This window comes from Streptomyces sp. NPDC050264 (assembly GCF_040655895.1).
Taxonomy (GTDB): domain Bacteria; phylum Actinomycetota; class Actinomycetes; order Streptomycetales; family Streptomycetaceae; genus Streptomyces.
The window spans coordinates 317,506-340,581 of the sequence record NZ_JBFAKV010000002.1 but is presented as its reverse complement, the minus strand read 5'-3'; the positions used below and the strand labels follow the sequence as shown (position 1 = coordinate 340,581).

Annotated in this window: 16 protein-coding genes; 11 read left to right on the top strand and 5 right to left on the bottom strand. The window is 71.2% G+C overall.

Annotation, left to right across the window (positions count from 1 at the left end; translation table 11 throughout):
- Nucleotides 1-122: 122 nt before the first annotated feature.
- Nucleotides 123-1,409 carry an MFS transporter gene (locus AB0J02_RS04240; RefSeq protein WP_363192014.1) on the top strand — a complete coding sequence of 429 codons (1,287 nt, stop codon included), beginning with the start codon at nucleotides 123-125 and terminating at the stop codon, nucleotides 1,407-1,409.
- Nucleotides 1,410-1,417: 8 nt separating this feature from the next.
- On the opposite strand, the gene AB0J02_RS04235 is transcribed toward AB0J02_RS04240, so the two are convergent.
- The 3 genes from AB0J02_RS04235 to AB0J02_RS04225 all read right to left on the bottom strand — a co-directional run bounded on the left by AB0J02_RS04235 (nucleotide 1,418) and on the right by AB0J02_RS04225 (nucleotide 7,422).
- Nucleotides 1,418-2,113, bottom strand: coding sequence for a DUF2470 domain-containing protein (locus tag AB0J02_RS04235; RefSeq protein WP_363192013.1), 696 nt, complete (start codon nucleotides 2,111-2,113; stop codon nucleotides 1,418-1,420).
- 198 nt (nucleotides 2,114-2,311) lie between these two features.
- A complete protein-coding gene (gene yicI, locus AB0J02_RS04230; protein ID WP_363192012.1) occupies nucleotides 2,312-4,537 on the bottom strand; it encodes an alpha-xylosidase in 2,226 nt (741 codons plus the stop codon).
- Nucleotides 4,534-7,422, bottom strand: coding sequence for a glycoside hydrolase family 3 C-terminal domain-containing protein (locus AB0J02_RS04225; RefSeq protein ID WP_363192010.1), 2,889 nt, complete (start codon nucleotides 7,420-7,422; stop codon nucleotides 4,534-4,536). Before AB0J02_RS04225 ends, yicI begins: the two co-directional genes overlap by 4 nt.
- Nucleotides 7,423-7,573: 151 nt before the next feature.
- Here AB0J02_RS04225 and AB0J02_RS04220 point away from each other — a divergent pair, with 151 nt between their 5' ends.
- The 6 genes from AB0J02_RS04220 (at nucleotide 7,574) to AB0J02_RS04195 (ending at nucleotide 16,211) form a co-directional block, all read left to right on the top strand.
- Nucleotides 7,574-9,250 carry an extracellular solute-binding protein gene (locus AB0J02_RS04220; protein WP_363192009.1) on the top strand — a complete coding sequence of 559 codons (1,677 nt, stop codon included), beginning with the start codon at nucleotides 7,574-7,576 and terminating at the stop codon, nucleotides 9,248-9,250.
- Nucleotides 9,250-10,287, top strand: a complete 1,038-nt coding sequence (locus AB0J02_RS04215) for an ABC transporter permease subunit (protein WP_363192008.1) — start codon at nucleotides 9,250-9,252, stop codon at nucleotides 10,285-10,287. The genes AB0J02_RS04220 and AB0J02_RS04215 overlap by 1 nt, the downstream gene beginning before the upstream one ends.
- The gene (locus AB0J02_RS04210; protein WP_363192007.1) at nucleotides 10,284-11,210 is read left to right on the top strand and encodes a carbohydrate ABC transporter permease; all 927 of its coding nucleotides are present in this window, start codon (nucleotides 10,284-10,286) and stop codon (nucleotides 11,208-11,210) included. The genes AB0J02_RS04215 and AB0J02_RS04210 overlap by 4 nt, the downstream gene beginning before the upstream one ends.
- Nucleotides 11,207-13,213 carry a beta-galactosidase gene (locus AB0J02_RS04205; protein ID WP_363192006.1) on the top strand — a complete coding sequence of 669 codons (2,007 nt, stop codon included), beginning with the start codon at nucleotides 11,207-11,209 and terminating at the stop codon, nucleotides 13,211-13,213. The genes AB0J02_RS04210 and AB0J02_RS04205 overlap by 4 nt, the downstream gene beginning before the upstream one ends.
- On the top strand, nucleotides 13,206-15,410 hold the full coding sequence (locus tag AB0J02_RS04200; protein WP_363192199.1) for a glycoside hydrolase N-terminal domain-containing protein: 2,205 nt from the start codon (nucleotides 13,206-13,208) through the stop codon (nucleotides 15,408-15,410). Before AB0J02_RS04205 ends, AB0J02_RS04200 begins: the two co-directional genes overlap by 8 nt.
- An 81-nt stretch (nucleotides 15,411-15,491) precedes the next feature.
- Entirely contained in the window at nucleotides 15,492-16,211 is a 720-nt protein-coding gene (locus AB0J02_RS04195; RefSeq protein ID WP_363192005.1) for a hypothetical protein, read from the top strand.
- A 23-nt stretch (nucleotides 16,212-16,234) separates the two neighbouring features.
- Here AB0J02_RS04195 and AB0J02_RS04190 read toward each other — a convergent pair whose 3' ends face one another.
- Both AB0J02_RS04190 and AB0J02_RS04185 read right to left on the bottom strand, forming a co-directional pair.
- The gene (locus AB0J02_RS04190) at nucleotides 16,235-17,251 is read right to left on the bottom strand and encodes a LacI family DNA-binding transcriptional regulator (RefSeq protein WP_363192004.1); all 1,017 of its coding nucleotides are present in this window, start codon (nucleotides 17,249-17,251) and stop codon (nucleotides 16,235-16,237) included.
- 220 nt (nucleotides 17,252-17,471) lie between these two features.
- The gene (locus AB0J02_RS04185) at nucleotides 17,472-18,392 is read right to left on the bottom strand and encodes an LLM class F420-dependent oxidoreductase (protein WP_363192003.1); all 921 of its coding nucleotides are present in this window, start codon (nucleotides 18,390-18,392) and stop codon (nucleotides 17,472-17,474) included.
- A gap of 284 nt (nucleotides 18,393-18,676) precedes the next feature.
- Here AB0J02_RS04185 and AB0J02_RS04180 point away from each other — a divergent pair, with 284 nt between their 5' ends.
- From AB0J02_RS04180 to AB0J02_RS04165, 4 genes are all read left to right on the top strand, one after another.
- Entirely contained in the window at nucleotides 18,677-19,411 is a 735-nt protein-coding gene (locus AB0J02_RS04180) for a YoaK family protein (protein WP_363192002.1), read from the top strand.
- A gap of 283 nt (nucleotides 19,412-19,694) precedes the next feature.
- Complete coding sequence (locus AB0J02_RS04175) at nucleotides 19,695-19,922, top strand: type A2 lantipeptide (RefSeq protein WP_363192001.1); 228 nt, start codon at nucleotides 19,695-19,697, stop codon at nucleotides 19,920-19,922.
- 130 nt (nucleotides 19,923-20,052) lie between these two features.
- Complete coding sequence (locus AB0J02_RS04170) at nucleotides 20,053-20,853, top strand: HlyD family efflux transporter periplasmic adaptor subunit (protein ID WP_363192000.1); 801 nt, start codon at nucleotides 20,053-20,055, stop codon at nucleotides 20,851-20,853.
- On the top strand, nucleotides 20,850-23,075 hold the full coding sequence (locus AB0J02_RS04165; RefSeq protein ID WP_363191999.1) for an NHLP family bacteriocin export ABC transporter peptidase/permease/ATPase subunit: 2,226 nt from the start codon (nucleotides 20,850-20,852) through the stop codon (nucleotides 23,073-23,075). The genes AB0J02_RS04170 and AB0J02_RS04165 overlap by 4 nt, the downstream gene beginning before the upstream one ends.
- Nucleotide 23,076: the final 1 nt, after the last annotated feature.

Sequence of the window (23,076 nt, the reverse complement as noted above, 5' to 3'; positions counted from 1 at the left end):
GTCTACGGCCGCACCAAACGGCACAGCCGGTCGGCTGCGGCGGGCCGAGGCAGGTGAAGGCAAGGTGTCGGCTGCCTCCATCTGCGCGTGAGCAGGGACGTTTCTGGGAACGGGTCAGGATCATGACAGAGATCGTCACGACCGCCGCCCCGCCTGCTCACCCGGCCCGACAGCTCATCGCCGCCTCCGTCGGCAACGCCGTCGAGTGGTACGACTGGTACGCGTACACGTTCCTGGCCACGTACATCGCCGACCAGGTCTTTCCCAAGAGCGCCGAGAACTCGCTCGTCCCGCTCCTGTCCACCTTCGCCGTCTTCGCGGTCGGCTTCTTCATGCGCCCGGTGGGCGGGCTGCTGATGGGCGCGGTCGCGGACCGGCGCGGGCGGCGCGCCGCGCTGACGGTGACGATCCTGCTGATGGGCGGCAGCAGTCTGCTGGTGGGCCTCACTCCGACGTACGCCGCGGTGGGCGTCCTCGCGCCGGTCGTGCTGGTCCTGGCGCGGCTGCTGCAAGGCCTCTCCGTGGGCGGCGAGTTCGCGGCGTCGACGACGTTCCTGGTCGAGTCGGCGGGGCCGGGGCGGCGCGGCCTGTTCTCCTCCTTCCAGTACGTGTCCACGTCGCTGGGCCAGTTGGCGGCGTCCGGCCTCGCCGCGCTCCTGGTGGGCACGCTCGGCGACGGGCAGATGGACGGCTGGGGGTGGCGCGTGCCGTTCCTCGCGGGGGCGCTGCTCAGCCTCGTCGGGTTCTGGATCCGGCAGGGCGCCCAGGAGACCCGCAGCGAGGAGCTCAACGAACCGGCCGTGCGCCCGGGCCTGTTCGACGCGCTGCGCCACCATCCGCGCGAGTCGCTGCTGATCTGCGGCATCACGGCGGGCGGCACGCTCGCGTACTACACGTGGACGTCGTACCTGCCGACGTACGCGGAGTTGAACACGGGCATCGACAAGTCCGACGCGCTGCTCGTCGGCACGATCTCGCTCGCCTTCTTCGCTCTGCTGCAGCCGGTAGGCGGTCTGCTCTCCGACCGGTTCGGCCGCAAGCCGCTGCTGCTCTTCTTCGGGATCGGTTTCGCCCTGCTGAGCGTGCCGCTGCTGCACTCGCTGACGGGCTCGATCGGCTCGCTGCTGCTCACCCAGTGCGCGGGCATGGTGCTGCTGACCGGCTTCACATCGATCTCGGCCGCGGTCAACGCGGAGGTGTTCCCGGCACGGGTGCGGGCGGCCGGGATCGGCTTCCCGTACTCGCTGACGGTCGCTCTGTTCGGAGGCACGGCACCGTACGTGGGCACGCTCTTCAAGGAGTGGGGCCACAGCGGCCTGTTCCCCTGGTACGTCGCCGTGCTCTGCCTCGTGTCGTCCGTGGTGTACCTGCGGCTGCCGGAGAGCGCGCACAAGGAGCTGGAGCGCTGAGCGCCTGCTCAGTAGTGGGTGCGGACGCCGGTCGGGTCGAGGAGTTCCTGGATGCGCGGGCCCACGTCGTACGGGCCGCGCGCCTCCGTCAGGAACGCCACGCGCACGTCCTGGTGCGCCATGTGCCGCTCCAGGCGCAGCACGAGCCCCTTGCGGTCGAGCCGTACGGGGCGGATCCCCACGACGCCGGCGAGGTCGTCCCCCCGTACCAGTTCGGCGAGTTCGACGAGGATGTCGGCGTGCCCGGTGTCGAGGTGATCGAGGAGTTCCGCCTCCTGGGCGGCGAGCGGGTCGGGCGCCGCGGCCCCGAGGGCGGCCGCGTCGAGGGTGCGCACGGTGTCGCCCTCGGCGAAGGCGGCCCTCGCGGGACGCAGCACGAGCGTGTCGGGTCCCGCGGCGGTGAGGCGGCCGCTGAGCGCGAGCCGGGCGCGCACCCGGTCCCGCACGGCGACCGGTGCCACGTCGGTGAACTCGGCGTAGACGGCGAGCCCCGAGTGCGGGGCGGCGGCGAGTTCGGCGGTGAGGCGGTCGTCGGCGGGGTCGAGCAGCAGCAGGCGGGACGCGGCGTCCACGGCGTGCAGCACGACGTGTTCGAGGCGGTGTCCGGCGGCTGTCACGGTCAGCGCCAGGGAGCCGGCGGCGGCGAGGATCGTGCGCGCTCGCTCGGCATCGGTGGGCGACGGGGGCGTGACGGGGTCGGCCATGTCCATTCCTACATCTCCTCCGAGCTCAGGTAAGGCTTACCTTACTTACTCCGGGAGCGCCATGACACCCCGGGGCCGGAATGACGTGACCGCGGGGCACCTGTCGACCGGGCGAACCGGCGGCTTCACCGGCCCGCATGCCGCCGCCGGCACCGTTCACCTCGACTGGTTCGAGCACGAGCCGGTTCGAGACCTGTCCTACAACTCCCTTACTGAGTAGGGGAGTTCTGTCCCCTCCGCCTGGACCAATACCGTCCCGTCGTCCGCGTCCCGGCTCACCCGGTACGTTGCGGCGAGGCTTCCGTCGTGGCCCGGTACCGTCACGGTCACGTCCGCCGCCTCCGGTGCGACCAGCAACGTCAGGCCGTCGGGCCAGTCGCCGTCGGGGCGCCGGTCGTCGGCGCCGAACGGGATGACCGCCCCCGGACGGACGTACAGCGGCAGGCTGTCGAAGCCGTGGGTCTCGCGGCGCCACACCGGGCCGCGCACCCGCTCGCCCGTGAGGAGATGGGTCCATGTGCCCTCGGGGAGGTAGTACTCGACGTCCCCGTCCGCGGAGAAGACCGGGGCCACGAGCAGGTCGGGGCCGAGCATGTACTGGCGGTCGAGCGTCCGGCAGGCCGGGTCGTCGGGGAAGTCGAGCAGCATCGGGCGCATCACCGGGACGCCGGTGCGGTGCGCCTCGACCGCGGCCCCGTACAGATACGGCATCAGGCGGTGCTTGAGTCTGGTGAACGTGCGGGCCACGTCGACCGCTTCTTCGCCGAAGGCCCACGGCACGCGGTACGAGACGTTGCCGTGCAGGCGGCTGTGCGAGGAGAGCAGGCCGAAGGCGAGCCAGCGTTTGAAGACCGCCGGGTCGGGGGTGCCCTCGAAGCCGCCGATGTCGTGCGACCAGAAACCGAAGCCGGACAGGGAGAGGGAGAGGCCGCCGCGCAGCGACTCGGCCATCGCCGTGAACGACGCGAAGCAGTCGCCGCCCCAGTGCACCGGGAACTGCTGGCCGCCGGCCGTCGCCGAGCGGGCGAAGACGACCGCTTCCCCGCTGCCGCGCTCCTTCTCCAGGAGTTCGAAGACGGTGCGGTTGTAGAGCTGCGCGTAGTAGTTGTGCATGCGCTCCGGGTCGGAACCGTCGCTCCAGACGACGTCGGTCGGGACGCGCTCGCCGAAGTCCGTCTTGAAGCTGTCGACGCCCTGGTCGAGCAGGACGCGCAGCTTGCCCGCGTACCAGGCGCGTGCCGCCGGGTCGGTGAAGTCCACCAGGGCCATGCCGGGCTGCCACAGGTCCCACTGCCAGATGTCGCCGTCGGCCCTGCGCACCAGGAAGCCCTGCTCGGCCGCCTCCGCGAACAGGGCGGACTTCTGGGCGATGTACGGGTTGATCCACATGCTGATGCGCAGCCCGCGCGCCTTGAGGCGGGCCAGCATGCCCGCCGGGTCGGGGAAGACGTCCGGGTCCCAGGCGAAGTCCGACCACTGGTACTCGCGCATCCAGAAGCAGTCGAAGTGGAAGACGCTGAGGGGGATGTCGCACTCGGCCATTCCGTCGACGAACGACGTCACCGTCGCCTCGTCGTACTCGGTGCAGAAGGACGTCGTCAGCCACAGGCCGAAGGACCAGGCCGGCGGGAGGGCCGGCCGGCCGGTCAGCGCGGTGTAGCGGCGCAGCACGTCCTTCGGGGCCGGGCCCGCGACGACGTAGAACTCGACGGACTGGTCCTCGACGCTGAACTGGAGCTGCCCGACGGACTCCGAGCCGATCTCGTAGCTGACCTTCCCCGGGTGGTTGACGAGGACGCCGTATCCGTGTGAGGAGAGGTGGAACGGGATGTTCTTGTAGGCGAGTTCGCTGCTGGTACCGCCGTCGGCCTGCCAGATGTCGACGGTCTGGCCGTTCTTGACGAACGGGGTGAAACGTTCGCCGAGGCCGTAGATCTGCTCGCCGATGCCGAGACCGAGCTGCGCGACCATGTGGTGGACGCCGTCGGGCGTCGTCGCGAATGCGGTGCCCTTTCCTTCAACCGCGGTCAGGCGGCGCCCGCTTGAAGTGTCGTGGAATTGCAGGCCCCACTCCCCCGCGGTGTCCAGGCGCACGCTCAGGGGGCCGGTGGTCAGCTCGGTGACGGTCCCGTCGCGGGTGACGCGCGCACCGCTGCCGCCCTCGGTGAGCAGCAGCTCGAAGTCGGGGCCGCGGCGCCGCTTGCCCGCGTGGTGGGTGAAGCGGACGCCGATGACGCCCTCGGCGGGTGAGAAGCAGTCGACCGTGATGAGCGGCTGGTTGAGGGTGTCGCCCCGGCCCCTGACGTGCCGGACGGCGGCGTATGCCGTGAACTGGCCTTCGTCCGTGGTGACTTCGCGGACCTCGGTGGCGTAGGCGGCGCGGACCCCTTCGCGCATCAGCCAGAAGCCGTCGGTGAACTTCATGCGGTGGTCTCCCGTCGGATGAAGGCGAGTCCGGCCAGGCGGACCTCGCCGCGCAGCCGGACACGCAGGTCGTGCACCCCGGTGGCAGCGAAGTCGGCGTCCAGGGTGACGTAGTCGTACGGGCCGCCGGTCGCCGGGACCGCGACCGCGCACCCTTCCCCGATCTCGACGACTCCCTGACCCGCGGCCTCCACGCGCACGCCGGACACTCCGTCGGGCCCGAAGTCACAGGCTCTGTAGAGGAGTTCACCGGTTTCCATGGTCGTCACGGCGTCGCCCCGCGTCTTCGTGCGGTCGACGATCTCGGTGCCGTGCTGCTCGTCGTAGGCAGCCGCCTCCAGGCCGTCCGTGTACACCGGACGGGATGTCGGCTCGTCCCCCTCGACGGTCAGCCGAACGGTGTGCCGGATGTCCTCGCTGGAGGCGCCGAGGAGCAGTTCGTACATGCCCGACGCGACGCTCCACCGGTCGCGTGCGACGTCCCAGTGGCCGAGGTCGCTCAGCGGCACGGTGAAGGTGACGCGCTCGGACGTCGCCGCGGGGAGGCTGATCCTGCGGTGCGCGAGGAGCTGGCGGCGGGGGCGCGGCACCGGCGCGTCGAGTGGACGGACGTAGAGCTGCGGGACCTCGTCGGCGTCCCGGGCACCGGTGTTGCCGACGGTGAAGGTGACCTCCAGCGTCTCGTCGCCGCGCGTCACGAAGGGCGTGTCGTAGGCGAACGAGCCGTAGGACAGGCCGTGTCCGAACGGGTAGAGCGGGGCGCCCTCGAAGTAGAGGTAGGTCTGGCGGGAGCCGATGATGTCGTAGTCGAGCAGGCCGGGCAGGTCGGTGTCGGCCGCGTACCAGGTCTGCGGGAGCCGTCCGGCGGGGCTGACGTCACCGGCGAGGACCCGGGCGAGGGCGCGGCCGGCTGCCTGGCCGCCGTGTGCGGTCCACAGCAGCGCGGGCAGCGCGGTGTGCGCGTCGGGGACGGCGTACGGGTAGGCGGAGACCAGGACCAGCAGGGTGTTCGGGTTGGCCGCGCGGGCCGCGCGCCACAGGCGGTCCTGGTGCGGGGGCAGGGCGAGGGTCGTGCGGTCCTCGGTCTCGCGGCCGTTGATGTGCGGGTCGTTGCCCGCGACGACGATCACCACGTCCGCGTCGGCGGCGGCCCTGGCCACGGCGGACTCGCCGCGCTCCGCGAACTCCACCGAGAAGACGGTGCCTTCGTCGGCAACCTTCACGCCGTCGGCGGCGACAGACACGTACCGACCCGTTCCCGTGTGCCGCAGGAGGTGACCGTCCCGATGGGGTTCGAGCGTGTATGTCTCCTGGACGACCCAGCCCCCGGGCTGCTCGGCGGACGCCCGCACGAAGCCGTCCTCGGCGACCGACAGATAGCGGCCGTCGGGCGCGCGCAGGGTGAGGGCGCCGTCGCCCCAGTCGACCAGGGCGAGTTCGGTGCCCCCGTCGGGCACGGTGGTGAGCGGCGGCAGGTCGGTGCGGCCGGCGAGGAGTGCGGGGTCGAGGGCGGCTTCGGCGGCGTGGGCCCCGGCGTCCTCGGCGGCGTCGGGGACGTGCAGCCATCCCTGGTCGCAGCCCAGCCGGACCCGGTCCACGCCCTCCGCGAACGTGACGTGCTCCGTGCCGAACCTCTCGTACAGGCCGTCGAGCGGGGTCGAGCGGTGCAGGAGGGTGCCGCTGTACCAGTCCGTCTTGCACTCGTCGGCGAGGAGCCCGACCAGGGCGATCCGGGTGCCGTCGGCCAGGGGCAGCAGCGCGTCGTTCTTGAGCAGCACGATCGCCTGCTCGGCGGCTTCCTGCGCGAGGGCGCGATGGGCTTCGGTGTCGAAGTCGCGTACGTCCTCGAAGGGGTCGGTCTCCTCGAACTCGCCGAGCCGGGACCGGACTTCGAGCTGGCGGCGGGCCGCGGTGCCGATGTCGGTCTCGGAGATCAGCCCCTGGTCGAGGGCGCGGCGCAGCCGTCCCACCATCGTCGAGGAGTCCGTGCCGTGGTCGGTGAAGCTGTCGACGCCCGCGACGAGGGCGGCCGCGGTGGCCTCCTCGTGGGTGTCGAAGTAGTGCTCGGAGTCGACGAGGTTGCTGGGCGCGCCCGCGTCGGAGCAGACGAGGAGCCCCTGGCCGGTCCAGGTCCTCAAGTGCTCGCGCAGATACGGGGATACGTGGTTGGGGCGGCCGTTGACCAGGTTGTAGGCGGGCATCACCCCGGCCACGGCGCCCGCCTCGACCGGCGCCCGGAAGGCCTTGAGGTCGTACTCGTGCAGGACCCGGGGGCGTACGGAGGAGTTCGACGTGTCCCGGCGGGTCTCGTTGTTGTGGGCGAGCCAGTGCTTGAGGACGGGTGCGGTGCGCCAGTACGTGGGGTGGGTGCCGCGCAGGCCACGCGTGTACGCGGTGGCGATCGCGGCGGTGAGGTGCGGGTCCTCGGAGTAGCCCTCCTCGTTCCTGCCCCACAGCGGGTGGCGCAGCAGATTGATGGTGGGGGCCCAGATGTTGAGGCCCACGCGGTCGTCGCGGCGGCGCATCGCGCGCACCTCGGCGGAGACGGCGTCGCCGACGCGGCGCACCAGGTCGTCGTTCCAGGTCGCGCCGAGCCCGACTCCTTGCGGGAACACGGTGGCCGGGCCCATCCACGCGACGCCGTGCAGCGCTTCCTGGCCGGTGCGGAACGCGGCAAGTCCTGCCCGCTCGACGGCGGGCGCGAACTGGTGCAGCAGCGCGATGCGTTCGTCGAGCGTCAGCCGGGCCAGCAGCTCGTCGACGCGCTTGTCCGCCGGTGCTGCGGGGTCCGGGTGGAGCGGGGATCGTTCGGTCACGTGCGGGTCCCTTGGCGAAGGAGGAGGAAGAGTCGCGAAGAATCTTCGAAGCGCTTCGATGCTCCGCATTCGCCCCAGCAAGTGTCAAGAGCGGTGCTGCGAAAGTCGGTTGAGGAATTACGTGCATCAACCTTGTGACCCCGGAAACGTTCCCTTAGCCTCGCTGCAACATCGAAGCGCTTCGACAAATGCGCGACGCGTTCCTTGAAGGGTTGCAGCAATGACGCCGAACTCGCCTTCCGCCTCCGCTCCCAGCCGGAGAAGATTCCTGGCCTCCACCGCCGTGGCCGCCGCGGCCGTGGCCGGGGGGATGCCGCTGCTCACCGCCTGCGGCGGGTCGGACAGCAAGGACAGGGAAGGCACCACCTCCGGGAAGGACGCCGACAAGCTCCTGCCTGCGTTCGTCGCCAGCAAGTTCGCCGACCCGGACCTGCCGTCGAAGAACGGCTCGGCCGCCGGGTACACCGGCAAGGTGGAGCTCTCCGCCCTGGCCGCCTCGGTCGCGGACAAGCTCGGCACCGGCACACCCTTCAAGATCATGTCCCCGTTCTGGGGCTCCCCGCCGAAGGCCGGCTGCACCTACTACACGGCGCTCGACAAGGCGGCCGGCACCAAGGTCACCTGGCAGAACCAGGACGGCAACACCTACGGGCAGAAGCTCGGCGCCGTCCTCGCGTCCAGCTCGATACCCGACATGGTGGTCGTGCCGAGCTGGGAGCTGGTCGGCAAGATCTCCAACGCGGTCACCGCGAAGTTCATGGACCTCGGCCCGTACCTGGCCGGCGACAAGGTGAAGAAGTACCCGAACCTGGCCGCCATCCCCTCGGACTCCTGGCGCATGGGCATCTTCGGCGGCGCGCTGCGCGGCATCCCGATGCCGACCGCCGCCGCCACGTTCAACATCGCGTACTACCGCAAGGACGTCTTCGACAAGAAGGGCTACGAGGTCCCCAAGTCGCCCGAAGAATTCGTGAGTTGGGCCAAGGAGGCGACCAGCGCCAAGGCCAAGGTGTACGCCTGCGGCGACATGTCCTGGACGGCCTTCAACATCTTCGGCGTCCGCCCCTCCGGCACGCTGGGCTGGCACATCGGGGACGACGGCAAGCTCACGTACCGCATCGAGCAGCCGGAGTACCTCGAAGCCCTGGAATGGACCCGCAAGCTCTTCGACGCGGGCGTCGTCCACCCCGACGACAAGGCCCGCTCGGGCGACGCGGGCCAGCGGTTCGGCGCCGGGCAGATCCTCATGTTCAACATGGACATGTCCGCCTGGTACGGCAAGACGGCCGAACAGGCCGCGTCCAACCCGGACTTCGAGATGGGCGCCATGGACATCTTCGGCCCCGACGGCGGCGACCCGCAGCTGTGGGCGAGCCAGCCCGCCAACGTCTGGTCACTGATCCGCAAGGGCGCCTCCAAGGAGACGGTCGAGAACGCGCTGGCCGCCGCCAACTTCGCGGCCGCGCCGTACGGCACCAAGGAGCGGATCCTCGTCGACTACGGCGTCGAGGGCACCCACTACACGGTCAAGGACGGCGTCCCGGTCAAGACAGACCAGGGCAACCAGGAGGTCATCAACGCCTGGGTGATGCTGGCCGCCCCCGCCCCCTACTTCGCGCACCCCGACTACCCCGACGTCGCCCGCAAGCAGGTCGAGTGGGAGCAGCGAATGGGCGCCTTCATGAAGAAGACGTCCACGTACGGCATGAACATCGTCGAGCCGACCCGCTACGCCAACCTCAACAGCCAGTTCGAGCAGCTGGAGATCGACTACGTACGCGGCAACAAGAAGCTGTCCGACGTGCAGCAGGCCATCGCCACCTGGAAGACATCCGGCGGCGACAAGCTGCGCGACTGGTACAAGAAGCTCATCGACAAGAACGGCAGCGGCAACTGATGTCTCTCACCGCCGGGAGCAGGCCCGACGGGACACGTCCCGCGGCCGCCGTCGAGGAACCGGTGGCCGCGCTCGTCCCCAAGGCACTCCCCAAGAAGGGCGCGGCCGGCCGGATCCCCTGGCGGGTCCGGCTGCGCCGGGACCGCGCGCTCATCCTGATGACGCTGCCCGCCATCGCGCTGCTCGTGCTCTTCAACTACATCCCGCTGCTCGGCAACATCGTCGCGTTCCAGGACTACGACCCGTACGCCGCGAGCAACGGCGTCACGGCCATCTTCCACAGTCCGTGGCTCGGCGTGGAGCAGTTCTCGCGGATGTTCGACGACCCGCTGTTCTGGAGCGCGGCGAAGAACACCATCGTGCTGTTCCTGCTCCAACTGGTGCTGTTCTTCCCGATCCCCATCGCGCTCGCTCTGCTCATCAACAGCGTCATCCGGCCCCGGGTCCGGGCCGTCGCGCAGGCGATCATGTATCTGCCGCACTTCTTCTCGTGGGTCCTCGTGGTCACCGTCTTCCAGCAGGTCTTCGGCGGCGCGGGCATCATCGCGCAGACCATGGAGAAGCACGGCTGGGGCGCCTTCGACCTGATGACGAACGCGTCCCTGTTCAAGTTCCTGGTGACCGCCCAGTCCGTGTGGAAGGACGCCGGCTGGGGGATCATCGTCTTCCTCGCCGCCCTCGCGGCCGTCTCCACCGATCTGTACGAGGCCGCCGCCATGGACGGCGCGGGCCGCTGGCGCCGCATGTGGCACGTGACGCTGCCTGCTCTGCGCCCGGTCATCGCGCTGCTGCTCGTGCTGCGGGTCGGCGACGCGCTGAGCGTCGGCTTCGAACAGTTCCTTCTGCAGCGCGATGCGGTCGGGGTGGGCGCCAGCGAAGTGCTCGACACCTATGTCTGGAACATGGGCATCCAGAACGGCGACTTCAGCTACGCGGCGGCGGTCGGCCTGGTCAAGGGCGCGATCGGCGTCTGCCTGGTGCTCGCCGCCAACAAGTTCGCTCATCTGCTCGGTGAGCAGGGGGTGTACAAGAAGTGAGTCTCAACACGACGTTGATCCGGGGCCTCAAGGCGCCGGCCCGGCCCGCGTGGGAGGAGACGCCGAAGAAGTCCGGGCTCACCGCGAAGAGCGGCTTCCTCGTCCTGTGCTGCCTGGGCGTGCTCGCCCCGCTGTGGATCGTGATCGTCACCAGCCTCTCCCCGAAGCCGGTGATCGACCGGGTCGGCGGGCTCGTCGTGATCCCGCAGGACATCACGTTCATCAACTACACGGAGCTGCTCGGCGGCGGCCAGGTCAGCCGTGCCATCCTGGTCTCGGTCGGCGTCACGCTCGTCGGCACCGTGTTCTCGATGGCGGTGTCGGTGCTCGCGGCCTACGGCCTGTCCCGCCCCGGCAGCCTCGGCCACCGGATCATCCTGATGACCCTGATGGCGACCATGTTCTTCGGGGCCGGGCTCATCCCGACCTATCTGCTGGTGCAGTCGCTCGGCCTCACCGACACCTATCTGTCGCTGATCCTGCCCAGCGCGGTCAGCGTCTTCAACATCCTGGTGCTGCGCGGATTCTTCATGGGGATCTCACCGGAACTCACCGAGGCCGCGCGCATCGACGGGGCGAGCGACCTGCGCATCCTGCTGACCATCGTCATGCCGCTGTCCCGTGCGGTGCTCGCCGTCATCTCGCTGTTCTACGCGGTCGGCTACTGGAGCGCCTGGTTCAACGCCTCGATCTACCTCACCGACCAGGACATGATGCCGCTGCAGAATGTACTCATCCAGCTCGTCCAGAAGAACACCGCGGCGCCGACCGGCCTCCAGCAGGCGGTCCGCACCGGTGAACTCTCCACGCTGGGGCTGCAGATGGCCATCATGGTCCTCGCCCTGATCCCGGTCGCGGTGGCCTCGCCGCTCGTCCAGCGCCACTTCAAGAAGGGCATGTTGACCGGGGCGGTGAAGGGATGAGCGCGGACAGGCTGTCCGTCGCGCCCGACGGGCGTCTGCTCTTCGGCGGTGACTACAACCCCGAGCAGTGGCCCGAGGAGGTGTGGGCCGACGACGTACGCCTGATGAAGGAGGCGGGCGTCACCTCCGTCACGCTCGGCGTCTTCTCCTGGGCGAAGCTCGAACCGCGCCCCGGAGCACGGGAGTTCGGGTGGCTCGACCGGCTGATGGACCTGATGCACGCGCACGGCATCGGCGTCGTCCTCGCGACACCGACCGCCTCGCCGCCACCGTGGCTGGGCCGTCTGCACCCGGAGACGCTGCCGCGCGACGAGGACGGCCGGACCGTGTGGTGGGGCTCGCGCCAGCAGTTCGCGCACTCCTCCGGCACCTACCGCCGCTACGCCGCCGCGATCACCGAGGACCTCGCGATCCGCTACGGGCGGCATCCGGCCCTGCGGATGTGGCACATCAACAACGAGTACTGCACGTTCGACTACGGCGACGAGGCGGCCCGCGCGTTCCGTGACTGGCTGCGCGCCAAGTACGACACCCTCGACACACTGAACGAGGCGTGGGGCACAGCCTTTTGGAGTCAGCACCTCGACACGTGGGAAGACGTGATCCCCCCGCGCCGCGCCCAGTACCTGCGCAACCCCACCCAGCTCCTCGACTTCCGCCGCTTCACCTCGGACGCGCTCATGGAGTGCTACGTCGCCGAGCGCGACCTGGTCCGCCGCCACTCCCCCGCACACATCCCGGTCACCACCAACTTCATGCCGCTGTGGGTGGGCCAGGACGCGTGGGCGTGGGCGGCACAGGAGGACGTCGTCTCCGTGGATGTCTATCCCGATCCGCGCGACCCGCTCGGCGGCCAGTACAACGCGATGATCGCCGACATGACGCGCGGGCAGGCCCGGGGCCCGTGGATGCTCATGGAACAGGCGGCCGGGCCGGTGAACTGGCGCGGGGTCAACCACCCCAAGCCGGCCGGACTCAACCGCCTCTGGTCGCTGCAGGCCGTGGCGCGCGGCGCGGACGCGGTCTGCTATTTCCAGTGGCGGCAGTCCCGGCAGGGCGCGGAGAAGTTCCACTCCGGGATGCTCGGCCACGCGGGCGAGGAGGGCCGGTCGTTCGCCGAGGTCAAGCAGATCGGCGCCGAACTGGCCCGGATCGGACCGGAGGTGACGGGCAGTCACACACCTCCCGACATCGCCGTGCTGCACGACTGGCACGCCTGGTGGGCGGGCGGCCAGGACGGCAGGCCTTCGACAAAAGTGGCGTACGAGGAGGTCGTGCGGGCCTGGCACCGGGCTCTGTGGGAGGCGCACCTCACCGCCGACTTCGCGCACCCCGAGCACGACCTCTCCGCGTACAAGGTGGTCGTCGTACCGCAGCTGTACCTGCTGACGGACGCGGCGATCGAGAACCTCCTCGCCTACGTACGCGGCGGCGGGACGCTCGTGTGCGGGTTCTTCACCGGGGTCGCCGACGCCGACGACCGGATCCGCCCCGGCGGCATGGACGCACGGCTGCGGGAGCTGTTCGGCATCCGCACGGTGCACGAATGGTGGCCGCTGGAACCCGCGGAGACGGTGGACTGCGGGGAGTTCGCCGGCACGCTGTGGTCGGAGGAGCTGACGGCGGGTCCCGACGCCGAGGTGGTGGCCGCGTACCGCGGCGGCGACCTCGACGGGCTGCCCGCCGTGCTGCGCAGCGGCCGCGCCTGGTACCTCTCCACCCTCCCCGAATCCCCGGCCCTGCGCTCGCTGCTCGCGGACGCGGCAGCCGGGGCGGGCGTACGGCCTCCGCTGTCCGGCCTCCCCGCAGGTGTGGAGGCCGTACGCCGCGGCGGGCTGCTGTTCCTGCTCCACCACGGGCGCGGCGACACCACCGTCGCGCTGCCGGACGAGGCGACGTACCGGGACGTGCTGAGCGGCGTGGAGCACACGGGTTCCGTGCCGCTCGGCCGGTTCGGCGTCGCCGTCCTCGCACGCGATCCACGGGGGTCCGGTGCTGCCTGAGCATCCGCACGGCACCTGGGAACCGGCGCCTGCCGGGCGCTGGGAGGACGCCTTCCTCAGCGGCAACGGCCGGCACGGCGCGCTCGTGTTCGGCGATCCGCACGACGACCGGGTGATCGTCACGCATCACGCGCTGGTCCGTCCGGACGGCGGCCCGCAGCCGCGGCCGCCCGCGCTGGCCGACCGTCTGCCTGAGCTGCAGGACCGGTTGCTGGCGGGGGACGTGAGCGCCGCCGAGCGGTTCACGGACGGCCGCGACCTGCGGTGGGTGCGGGCGTTCCACCCCGCCTTCCAGGTGCGGTTCGTACGGGACAGTGTGGTGTGGCGCGGCTATCGGCGCGCCGTCGACTTCGCGACGGGGGTCGTCGAGGCGGGATGCGGCGGCTGGCGCGGCCGGGTGTTCGTCTCCCGCGCGGACGACGTCGTCGTGCAGTACATCACCGGACCCGGGCTCACCGGGGAACTCTCGCTCGACCACCGGCTGACCGGGGTGCCGGGCGGGCTCGGCGTCGGCCGCGCGATCGTACTGGCCCCGGGCGGCGCCCAGTTGACGCTGCGCTGCCGATACCCCAAGAGCGATCTGGCGTACACGGGGGTGACGCTCGCGCTCACGCAGGGCGGGCGCACCTCGGTGGGCGCGACGGGGCTCCGGGTCGAGGGCGCGGACGGGCTTCTGCTGCTCACGCGGGTGCGCCGGCATGCCGGGGAGCTGGACGCGGGCACGGAGGCGGCCGGTCTGGCGGCGCTGGTGACCGGCGACCCGGCGGTGACGTACGCGGATCTCCTCGCCCGGCACGAGGCGCCGCACCGCGCCGCGTACGAGAGGGTGACGTTCGATCTGAACGCGCCGCGCACCGAACGCGGTTTGCCCGGGGCCGAGTTGCTGGAGCGTCCGGAGAGCCACGCGCTCCTGGAGCGGCTGTTCGCCGCGGGTCGCTACCATCTGCTCAGCGCGTCCGGGGCGCTGCCGCCCCGGCTCACGGGGCTGTGGACCGGCGAGTGGGGCACGGCCTGGTCGGGCGCGTTCACCACGGACGCCAACCTCAATCTGCAGACGGCGTCCGCGGCCATGTGCGCGCTGCCCGAAGTGGCGGATGCGCAAGAGGCTCTGATTCGGGGCCAGTTGGCGGACTGGCGGGACAACGCGCGGGAGATCTTCGGGGCGCGGGGCATCGTCGCGCCGGCGCACACCGACGGCGAGTCGGGGCACGCGTACCACTTCCAGCGGGAGTGGCCGATGCACCTGTGGACGGCGGGCGCCGACTGGCTCCTGACCCCCCTGGTGGAACAGGCCGAGACGACCGGGACCCGCCCCGCGTGGCTGGCGGCGGCGCTGGCCGAAGTCGCCGTGTTCTACGAGGACTTCCTGAGCCGGACGGGGCCCGACGGGCGCGTGGTGATCGTGCCGTCGTACTCGCCGGAGAACCGGCCCGCGAACGCGAGCTGGGGCACGCTGAACGCCACGATGGACATCGCGGCGGCCCGGCACGCCCTGCGCACCGCGGCCGCCTGGCATCCGGGGCCCGACGGCGACCGGTGGAACGCGCTCGCCGGCCGGCTGCCCGACTACCGGGTCAACTCCGAGGGCGCGCTGGCCGAATGGGCCTGGCCGGACCTCGACGACTCCTACGACCACCGGCACCTCAGCCACCTCTACCCGGTGTGGCCGCACCACGACATCAATCCGTACTCCACCCCCGCGTGGGCGAAGGCGGCACACCGGGCCCTCGAGCTGCGCGGCGCGGAGAACGACTCGGCGCACGGCCACCTCCACCACGCCCTGATCGCGGCGCGCCTGCGCGACACGGCCCGGGTCGGCGACGCCCTGCGCTCCGTCCTGACCGGCGACTACTTCCACCGCTCGCTGATGAGCGCGCACTACCCGCGCCGCGACGTCTACAACGCCGACGCCGCGCACACCCTGCCCGCGCTGCTCACCGAGTCGCTCCTGCAGTCCACGCCGGACCGGCTCGTCCTGCTGCCCGCGCTGCCGGCCGGCTGGCCGCGCGGCGCCGTGTCCGGGCTGCGCACCCGGTTCGGCGCGCGCGTCGACCTGGCCTGGAGCGGCGGCACCTGCACGGCCGTCATCAGGCCGGAACGGGACGCGGACGTGGACCTCAAGACCCCCGCCGACGGGCCCGGGCGACTGCGCCTGACCGCGGGCGAGGACCGCGAACTCAACGTGAGAACGCGGTAGTTCCCCCCCAGCCTCAGCCCTCTACCTCAACCCCCACGCTCATCCCCCGCAATGACCCCCACGACCATGGAAAGGGACACCATGGCACCCACGGCAAGGCACTCCGTACGACGCCGCACCCTGCTCGGAGCCGCGCTGGCGGCCTCCGCGGCGGTCGCCCTCGCCGCCGCCCCCGCCCAGGCGGCGATCTGGTCGTCGTCCGACCAGTGGGGCAACTACACCACCTCGGACGGCTACACCCTCTACAACAACATCTGGGGTTCGGGCGCCGGCACCCAGAGCATCTGGGCCAACTCCTCGTCCAACTGGGGCGTTTCGGCGAACCACCCGAACACGGGCGGCATCAAGTCCTACCCGAACGCCAAGAAGGTCGTGAACAAGCCGATCGACTCGCTGTCCTCGCTCACCAGCGCCTACAACGTGACGGTGCCGTCGTCGGGCGCGTACAACACGTCGTACGACATCTGGGACAGCGACTACGACTACGAGGTCATGCTCTGGGTCAACTACAACGGAGCCGTCGGCCCGCTCGGCACTTCCCAGGGCAACGTCACGCTCGGCGGTCACACCTGGACCGTCTACAAGGGCAACAACGGCGCCAACGAGGTCTACTCGTTCCTGCGCACCTCGGACTCGACGTCCGGCACGGTGAACATCCTGCCGATCCTCAAGTGGATCAAGGACACCAAGGGCTGGTGGGGCAACGAGACGATCGGTGACGTCCAGTTCGGCTACGAGATCACCTCGTCGGCCGGTGGCCTGAACTTCACCACGAACAGTTTCAAGGTCTCCAGCGGCTGACCCGGTCCGGGACCACGCGCGGCTCAGGCTCCGACGGGGGCCTGGGCCGCGCTCTCGCGCAGGGTCAGCTCCGGGGCGAGCAGGACGACTTCCTCGTCCGTGCCGCGCCCCTCGATCCGCGCGATGACCTGCTCGACGGCGCGCCGCCCCATCTCCTGCGCGGGCACCGCGACCGAGGTGAGCGGCACCGAGGCGTGCGCGGCGACCTGCTCGGGGCAGACGGCGACGACCGACACGTCCTCGGGCACGGCACGGCCCGACTGGCGCAGCAGCGCGAGCAGCGGGTCGGTGGCGGCCTCGTTCTGCACGACGAACGCGGTCGTGCCGGGCCGCTCGTCGAAGATCCGCGACAACGTTGCCGAGACCGAGGCGTACGAGCCCTCGCAGGGGCGGTGCAGCAGCCGCAGGCCCAGCTCCCCGCTGCGCTCCCGCAGGCCTGTCAGGGTCCGCTCGGCGAAACCGGTGCGCCGCTCGTACACCGCGGCGGCCTCCCCGATGACCGCGATCTCGCGGTGTCCGAGGTCGGCCAGGTGCTGGGCGCAGACGGCGCCGGCGGCGGCGAAGTCGAGGTCCACGCAGGTGAGTCCCGTGGTATCGGCCGGAAGGCCGATGAGGACGGCGGGCCGGGTCGCGGTGCGCAGCAGCGGCAGCCGCTCGTCGTCCAGCTCGACATCCATCACGATCATGGCGTCGGCGAGGGCGCTGCCCTCTATGCGGCGCACCGCCTGGGCGCCCTCCTCGCCGGTGAGCAGCAGGATGTCGTAGCCGTGGGTGCGGGCCGCCGTGGCGACGGCCATCGCGATCTCCATCATCACCGGCACGTACATGTCGGTGCGCAGCGGCACCATCAGCGCGATGATGTTCGACTTGCTGCTGGCCAGGGCGCGGGCGCCCGCGTTCGGGTGGTAACCGAGCTGGCGGACGCTGCTCTCGACGCGCTCACGGGTGGCGGCGGAGATGGACCGCTTGCCGCTGAGGACGTAACTCACGGTGCTGGCGGAGACTCCGGCGTGCCGGGCGACCTCTGCGAGCGTGACCATGTCGTTCTCCTGAGCCGTGACGAGGGGGCGCCGACGCGAAGCGCTTCGACGGGTCGGCACGCCTCTCACTGTTCGGCATACCGACCCTGTGCCGACCCTATGGGGGGCAACGGGCACCTGTCCAGGTGCCCGTCGAAGCGCTTCGACAGCGGAGTTCCGCCCCGCCGTCTCCACCCAGGGTAATGACAGCCCGCGGTGCCCGTCCCGCGAAGGGGCGAGGTCAGGCCAGTTCGCCCAGCACCTCCCACGTCCGCAGCCGGGCGTCGTCGCCGTCCACCTCGGTGCCGCCGACGACGACGTCGGTGGCGCCCGCGTCGCGGTAGCGGCGTACCGCGTCCACGAGGTTCTTCTCGTCGCCGACGACGGCGAGTTCGGCCGGGTGGTTGTGCCCGGAGAGCTCGACGACCCGGGCGTAGGACGGGATCTGCGCATAGAACGACAACTGTTCATGGAGCTTCGGGCGCAGCGCGTCCGCGTCCCGCGTGACGACGCCGGGGACGAACGCGACGATGCGCGGCGCCGGGCGGCCCGCCTCCTCGGCGGCCCGGGTGACCTCGGGGACGATGTGCTCCTCCAGGGCGCGTGGGCCCGCGAGATACGGCAGGATCCCGTCGGCGAGACGGCCGCTGACGCGCAGCGCCTGCGGGCCCATCGCGGCGACGAGTAGCGGAACGGTCGGCTCGGCGCCGGGCACGCGGGCGGGCCACGGGGTCTTCGCCGTGATCAGCTCGCCCTCGAAGTCGGCCTGCCCGGTCTCGAGCAACTGCCGTAGCACGGTGAGGAATTCACGCAGCCGAGCGACGGGCCGCTCGAAGGGGAGACCGAGCGCGCCCTCGGTGATCAGTTTCGTGCCGAGCGCGAGCCCGAGGTGGTAACGCCCGCCGGTGGCCGACTGGGCCGTCTGCGCCTGGCTCGCCACGAACAGCGGGTGGCGGCCGAAGACGGGGATCGCGGAGGTGCCCACGTGGATGCCGGGGACAGCGCTGCCGACGAGTGCCGCGACCGTCGGGGAGTCGAAGCCGAGGGTCTGCCCGAACCACAGGGACGTGATGCCGGACGCGCGGGCCTCCCTGGCCTGACGCACGGCGTCGTCGATGAGGAGGCCGGTACCGGTCGTGTCGAGTGTCACTCCCACTGTCATGCCAGAGGAAACGCGGCAGCCTTCGGTGTCAATCCCCCCTGGAACGTGAACAGTTCATTGCGGCCGGCGCCCCGGCCCCGCCCCCGCCGTCAGGCCGCGAGGAGCCGGGCCGGGCCGGGGGCGGGGGCCGGCCCTCGGTCCTCCTCTCGCCCGAGACCGTGCCCGAGCCGGAGCACGGCATCGCCTCCGGCGCCTCGACGGCCGGGACCGACGCCCCCACGGCCATGCCCGCCGCCGGGTGAGTCCGGCCGCCCGTACCGGCCCGCGGCGCCTACCGTCGGGGCATGAACCGACGCACCCAGATGTCCCTCCTGCTGCTGGCCGGTGCTTCGGGGGCGGTGGACGCGCTGGCGTTCACGGTGCTGGGCACCGTGTTCGCCGGCGTGATGACCGGGAACCTCGTCCTGCTCGGGGTGGCGGTCGGGCACCTGGGACACGGCTCCGGTTCAGGGGAAGGGATGTCCGCTCCCTTGTACGCGCTCGGGGGGTACGTCGCGGGGGCCGCGCTCGTCGCCTTCTTGTGCCGGGGGGCGGCACGCTGCCCTGAGTGGCCGGGCCGGGTCGTGGCATGTCTCGCGGCGCAGGGCGTCCTGCTCGCGGGGGTCGCCGTGGTGGCCGGGGTGTGCGACGGGCGGCCCGACGCCGTAGGGCGGACGGTGCTGCTCGTCGTCGCCGCCGTGTCGATGGGCGGGCAGTCGGCGGCGATGGTCGCGGCCGGGTCCGGTGCCGCGCCGACGACCTATTTCACCGGGACCCTCACCACGCTCGTCACCGGGTTCGCGGACGGATCGCGGCGCGAGGGCGGTCAACCGTGGGTCGCCGCGCGGCTTCTCGCGGTCGTCGGCGGGGCCGTGTGCGCCGTCGCCGTGCACACCGCCGCACCGGCGTGGGGGTTCGTGCCACCGGCCCTTTTCACGGCCGCGGCCGTGGCGTGTCATAAACCTGCACAGCGGTTGCGCAGGGCAGTCACGCCCGTTCACAAAAATCCATTGCACGGTACAAACAATGAAACCCATTGATGCGTGAGTGTCCATTTTGCTGAAAGTGGCCCCGCCCTTCGCGCAATTTACTCCGTGAAGGTTGTGAAGGAGCTGCCACCGGTCGGTGAATAACCCTGCACCTGGCGGTAATTGACCTCGCACATCCCCCCTCACCGGGGACGTTCCGATTGGCTGTGCGAAGCGTCAACGTGCTTTGATCCTCGGCACCGCAGGACATCACGGATTCGGTTCCGCCGATTCCCGATGCGTTCCGCGTTTTTCGATATACCCAGATACCCCACTGAGAAGGGCGGCTCACCTCATGAGCAACACCCCCCAGGTCGAGACCCTCGAAATCTCCGACGCCGAGCTCGACAACGTGTCCGGCGGTCTGCTCGGCGGCGTCGCCGGCAACGTGACCGGCACCGTCGACTCGATCGCCCCGGTCTCGGGCGTCGTCGCCGGCGTCACCGGCACGGTCGAGGGCCTGACCGGCGTCAACGCCGGCGCCGTCACGGGCCTGGCCACCGGCCTGGTCGCCGGCCTCTGAGCCTGATCCACGGATCACGCGGCCGCCGACCTGACCGGCGGCGGCCCCAAGGCCTCGGGACTCCGGTCCCGGGGCCTTCGGGCGCGTCCGGGCCGCCGCGCCCGGCCGGAGAAACGTAAGGGAAACACCCGTGCAGTTCCGCCAACAGGCCCTCACCAAACTGCAGTCGCCGGAGGACCTCGACCTGCCGGTGCGCCTCGCGCGGCCCCAGGGCGTGCTGGCCCTCGCCGTGACCGTCGTCGTCATGGCCGCCGCCTGCGTGTGGGCCGTGACCGGCTCGGTCTCCTCCACGCTCAAGGCGAGCGGCATCCTGACGTACGGACAGGGCAGTTACGTCCTCCAGACCCCGGTCACCGGCCAGGTCACCGGCCTGTACGTGAAGGAGGGGCAGCGCGTCACCGCCGACGCGCCGCTGCTCAAAGTCCGTACGGAGCAGGGCAACCGGGTCGTGCGCGCCATCGACGCGGGCCGGGTCACGGCGCTCGTCGCACGGGTCGGCGCGGTGATCACCACCGGCGCCGATGTCGCGACACTGGAGAAGACCGCCTCGGCGCGTGATCCGCTGCTCGCGATGTTGTACGTGCCCGCGACCGGCGCGGCGAACGTGCCCGCGGGCGCCTCCGTCGATCTCACCGTGCCCGCGGCCCAGAGTTACGGAGTGCTGCGCGGCAAGGTGAAGGCCGTGGGCCGCGGCGCGCAGACCCGGCGGCAGGTCACCGACTTCCTCGGGGACGGCGAGCTGGCGGCGCAGTTCACCCAGGGCGGGACCCGGGTGCCGGTGCTCGTACAGCTCACGAAGTCCGCGTCCACGCCGTCCGGTTACGCCTGGTCGACGGCGGACGGCCCGCCCTACCCCCTCACCTCCATGACCCTCGCCTCCGGCGCCGTGCACCTCGCCGAGCAGCGCCCGATGGATTGGCTGCTCCCGTGACCACCACTTCCCTTCCGCCCGCAGGGCACGGACGACGCCGGGCCCGGCCCGCTCCCCCGCCGCCCAGACGCCGCAAGACGGTGCGCACGCCCACGGTGCTGCAGATGGAGGCCGTCGAGTGCGGCGCCGCGGCCCTGGGCATGGTGCTCGCGCACCACGGCCGGCACGTCCCGCTGGAGGAGCTGCGCATCGCGTGCGGCGTCTCGCGGGACGGCTCGCGTGCCAGCAACCTCCTGAAGGCGGCGCGCAGTTACGGCATGACGGCCAAGGGCATGCAGATGGAACCGGCCGCGCTCGCCGACGTCCAGGGCCCGGCGATCCTGTTCTGGGAGTTCAACCACTACGTCGTCTACGACGGCACGGGGCGGCGCTTCGGGCGGCGCGGCGTGTACATCAACGACCCGGACAAGGGCCGCCGCTTCGTCGCCACCGAGGACTTCGACACCAGCTTCACGGGCGTCGTGCTCGTCGTGGAGCCGGGCGAGGACTTCCGCAGGGGCGGGCGCCGCCCGGGCGTGTGGAAGGCACTGCCGGGGCGGCTGCGCGGCACGACCGGCACGATGCTGGCCGCGCTGCTCGCGAGTCTCCTCCTGGTGGCGGTGGGCGCGGCGGTGCCCGCGCTCAGCAAGACGTACATCGACCTGTTCCTGATCGGCGACCAGACCTCGCTGCTCGGCGTGCTGTTCGCGTCGATGGGCGCGATGGTGGCCCTGACGGGTGTCCTCACCTGGCTGCAGCAGGCGAACCTGCTGCGCGGCCGCATCATCTCCTCGACACTGAGCAGCGCCCGCTTCTTCCGGCATCTGCTGCGCCTGCCGGTCACGTTCTTCGCCCAGCGCAGCCCGGCCGATCTCGTGCAGCGGCTCCAGTCCAACGACGCGGTCGCCGAGACCCTGGCCCGCGATCTCACCGCGGCCGGGGTCGACGGCATCGTGGTGCTGCTGTACGCGGTGCTGCTGTGGAGCTACGACCCGCAGCTGACGATGATCGGCGTCGGTATCGCGCTGCTGAACGTGGTGGCGATGCGGATCGTCGTACGGCTGCGCGCGACCGGTACCCAGAAGCTGCGGGCGGATTCGGCGCGGCTCACCAACACCTCGTACACCGGGCTGCAGCTGATCGAGACGATGAAGGCCACCGGGGGTGAGAACGGGTACTTCCGGCGGTGGGCGGGGCAGCACGCGACGACCCTGGAGGAGCAGCAGAAGCTCGGGGTGCCGAGCGCGTGGCTCGGCGTCGTCGCGCCGACGCTCGCTGCCTTGAACAGTGCGCTGATCCTGTGGATCGGCGGGCTGCGCGCCGTCGAGGGGCATCTGTCGGTGGGGCTCCTGGTCGCGTTCCAGGCGCTCGTCACCCGCTTCACCGCGCCGATCACGCGGCTCAACGGGGTCGCGGGCCGTATCCAGGACTTCGCCGCCGACGTGGCGCGTCTGAAGGACGTCGAGAACTTCCCCGTCGACACGCTGTACGCGCGCCCGGAGGCGGTGCAGAGCACGCGGCGGCTCAAGGGGCACGTCGCGCTGGAGAACATCACGTTCGGCTACAGTCCGCTCGACAAGCCTCTCCTGTCGGAGTTCTCGCTGACGGTCGGGCCCGGCCAGCAGGTGGCGCTCGTCGGTGGTTCCGGCAGCGGCAAGTCGACGGTGTCGCGGCTGATCTCGGGGCTGTACTCACCTTGGGAGGGCGTCATCCGGATCGACGACCGGCGCCTCGACGACATCCCGCGCGGCGCGCTCGCGGCGTCCGTGTCCTTCGTCGACCAGGACGTCTTCCTCTTCGAGGGCACCGTCCGCGACAACGTGGCGCTGTGGGACCCCTCGATCTCCGACGAGGCGGTCGCCGACGCGCTGCGCGACGCGTGCCTGTACGACGTGGTGGCGCGGCGGCCCGGCGGGCTGCACAGCCGCGTCGAGCAGGACGGCCGCAACTTCTCCGGCGGTCAGCGCCAGCGCCTGGAGATCGCGCGGGCGCTGGTGCGCCGTCCCAGCATCCTGGTCCTCGACGAGGTGACGAGCGCCCTCGACGCCGAGACCGAGCAGACCGTCATGGACAACATCCGGCGGCGCGGCTGCGCGTGCGTGGTCATCGCGCACCGGCTCAGCACCGTGCGCGACAGCGACGAGATCGTGGTGCTCGACCACGGGCAGGTCGTCGAGCGCGGCCGCCACGAGCATCTGGTGGCGGCCGGCGGACCCTACGCCGAGCTGGTCAGGGAGCACTGAA

Bases quoted from the DNA above. Each gene is read 5' to 3' on its own strand.
- AB0J02_RS04240 (WP_363192014.1), top strand. From the start codon at position 123: ATGACAGAGATCGTCACGACCGCCGCCCCGCCTGCTCACCCGGCCCGA.
- AB0J02_RS04235 (WP_363192013.1), bottom strand. From the start codon at position 2,113: ATGGCCGACCCCGTCACGCCCCCGTCGCCCACCGATGCCGAGCGAGCG.
- yicI (WP_363192012.1), bottom strand. From the start codon at position 4,537: ATGAAGTTCACCGACGGCTTCTGGCTGATGCGCGAAGGGGTCCGCGCC.
- AB0J02_RS04225 (WP_363192010.1), bottom strand. From the start codon at position 7,422: ATGCGGAGCATCGAAGCGCTTCGAAGATTCTTCGCGACTCTTCCTCCT.
- AB0J02_RS04220 (WP_363192009.1), top strand. From the start codon at position 7,574: ATGACGCCGAACTCGCCTTCCGCCTCCGCTCCCAGCCGGAGAAGATTC.
- AB0J02_RS04215 (WP_363192008.1), top strand. From the start codon at position 9,250: ATGTCTCTCACCGCCGGGAGCAGGCCCGACGGGACACGTCCCGCGGCC.
- AB0J02_RS04205 (WP_363192006.1), top strand. From the start codon at position 11,207: ATGAGCGCGGACAGGCTGTCCGTCGCGCCCGACGGGCGTCTGCTCTTC.
- AB0J02_RS04195 (WP_363192005.1), top strand. From the start codon at position 15,492: ATGGCACCCACGGCAAGGCACTCCGTACGACGCCGCACCCTGCTCGGA.
- AB0J02_RS04190 (WP_363192004.1), bottom strand. From the start codon at position 17,251: ATGGTCACGCTCGCAGAGGTCGCCCGGCACGCCGGAGTCTCCGCCAGC.
- AB0J02_RS04185 (WP_363192003.1), bottom strand. From the start codon at position 18,392: ATGACAGTGGGAGTGACACTCGACACGACCGGTACCGGCCTCCTCATC.
- AB0J02_RS04180 (WP_363192002.1), top strand. From the start codon at position 18,677: ATGAACCGACGCACCCAGATGTCCCTCCTGCTGCTGGCCGGTGCTTCG.
- AB0J02_RS04175 (WP_363192001.1), top strand. From the start codon at position 19,695: ATGAGCAACACCCCCCAGGTCGAGACCCTCGAAATCTCCGACGCCGAG.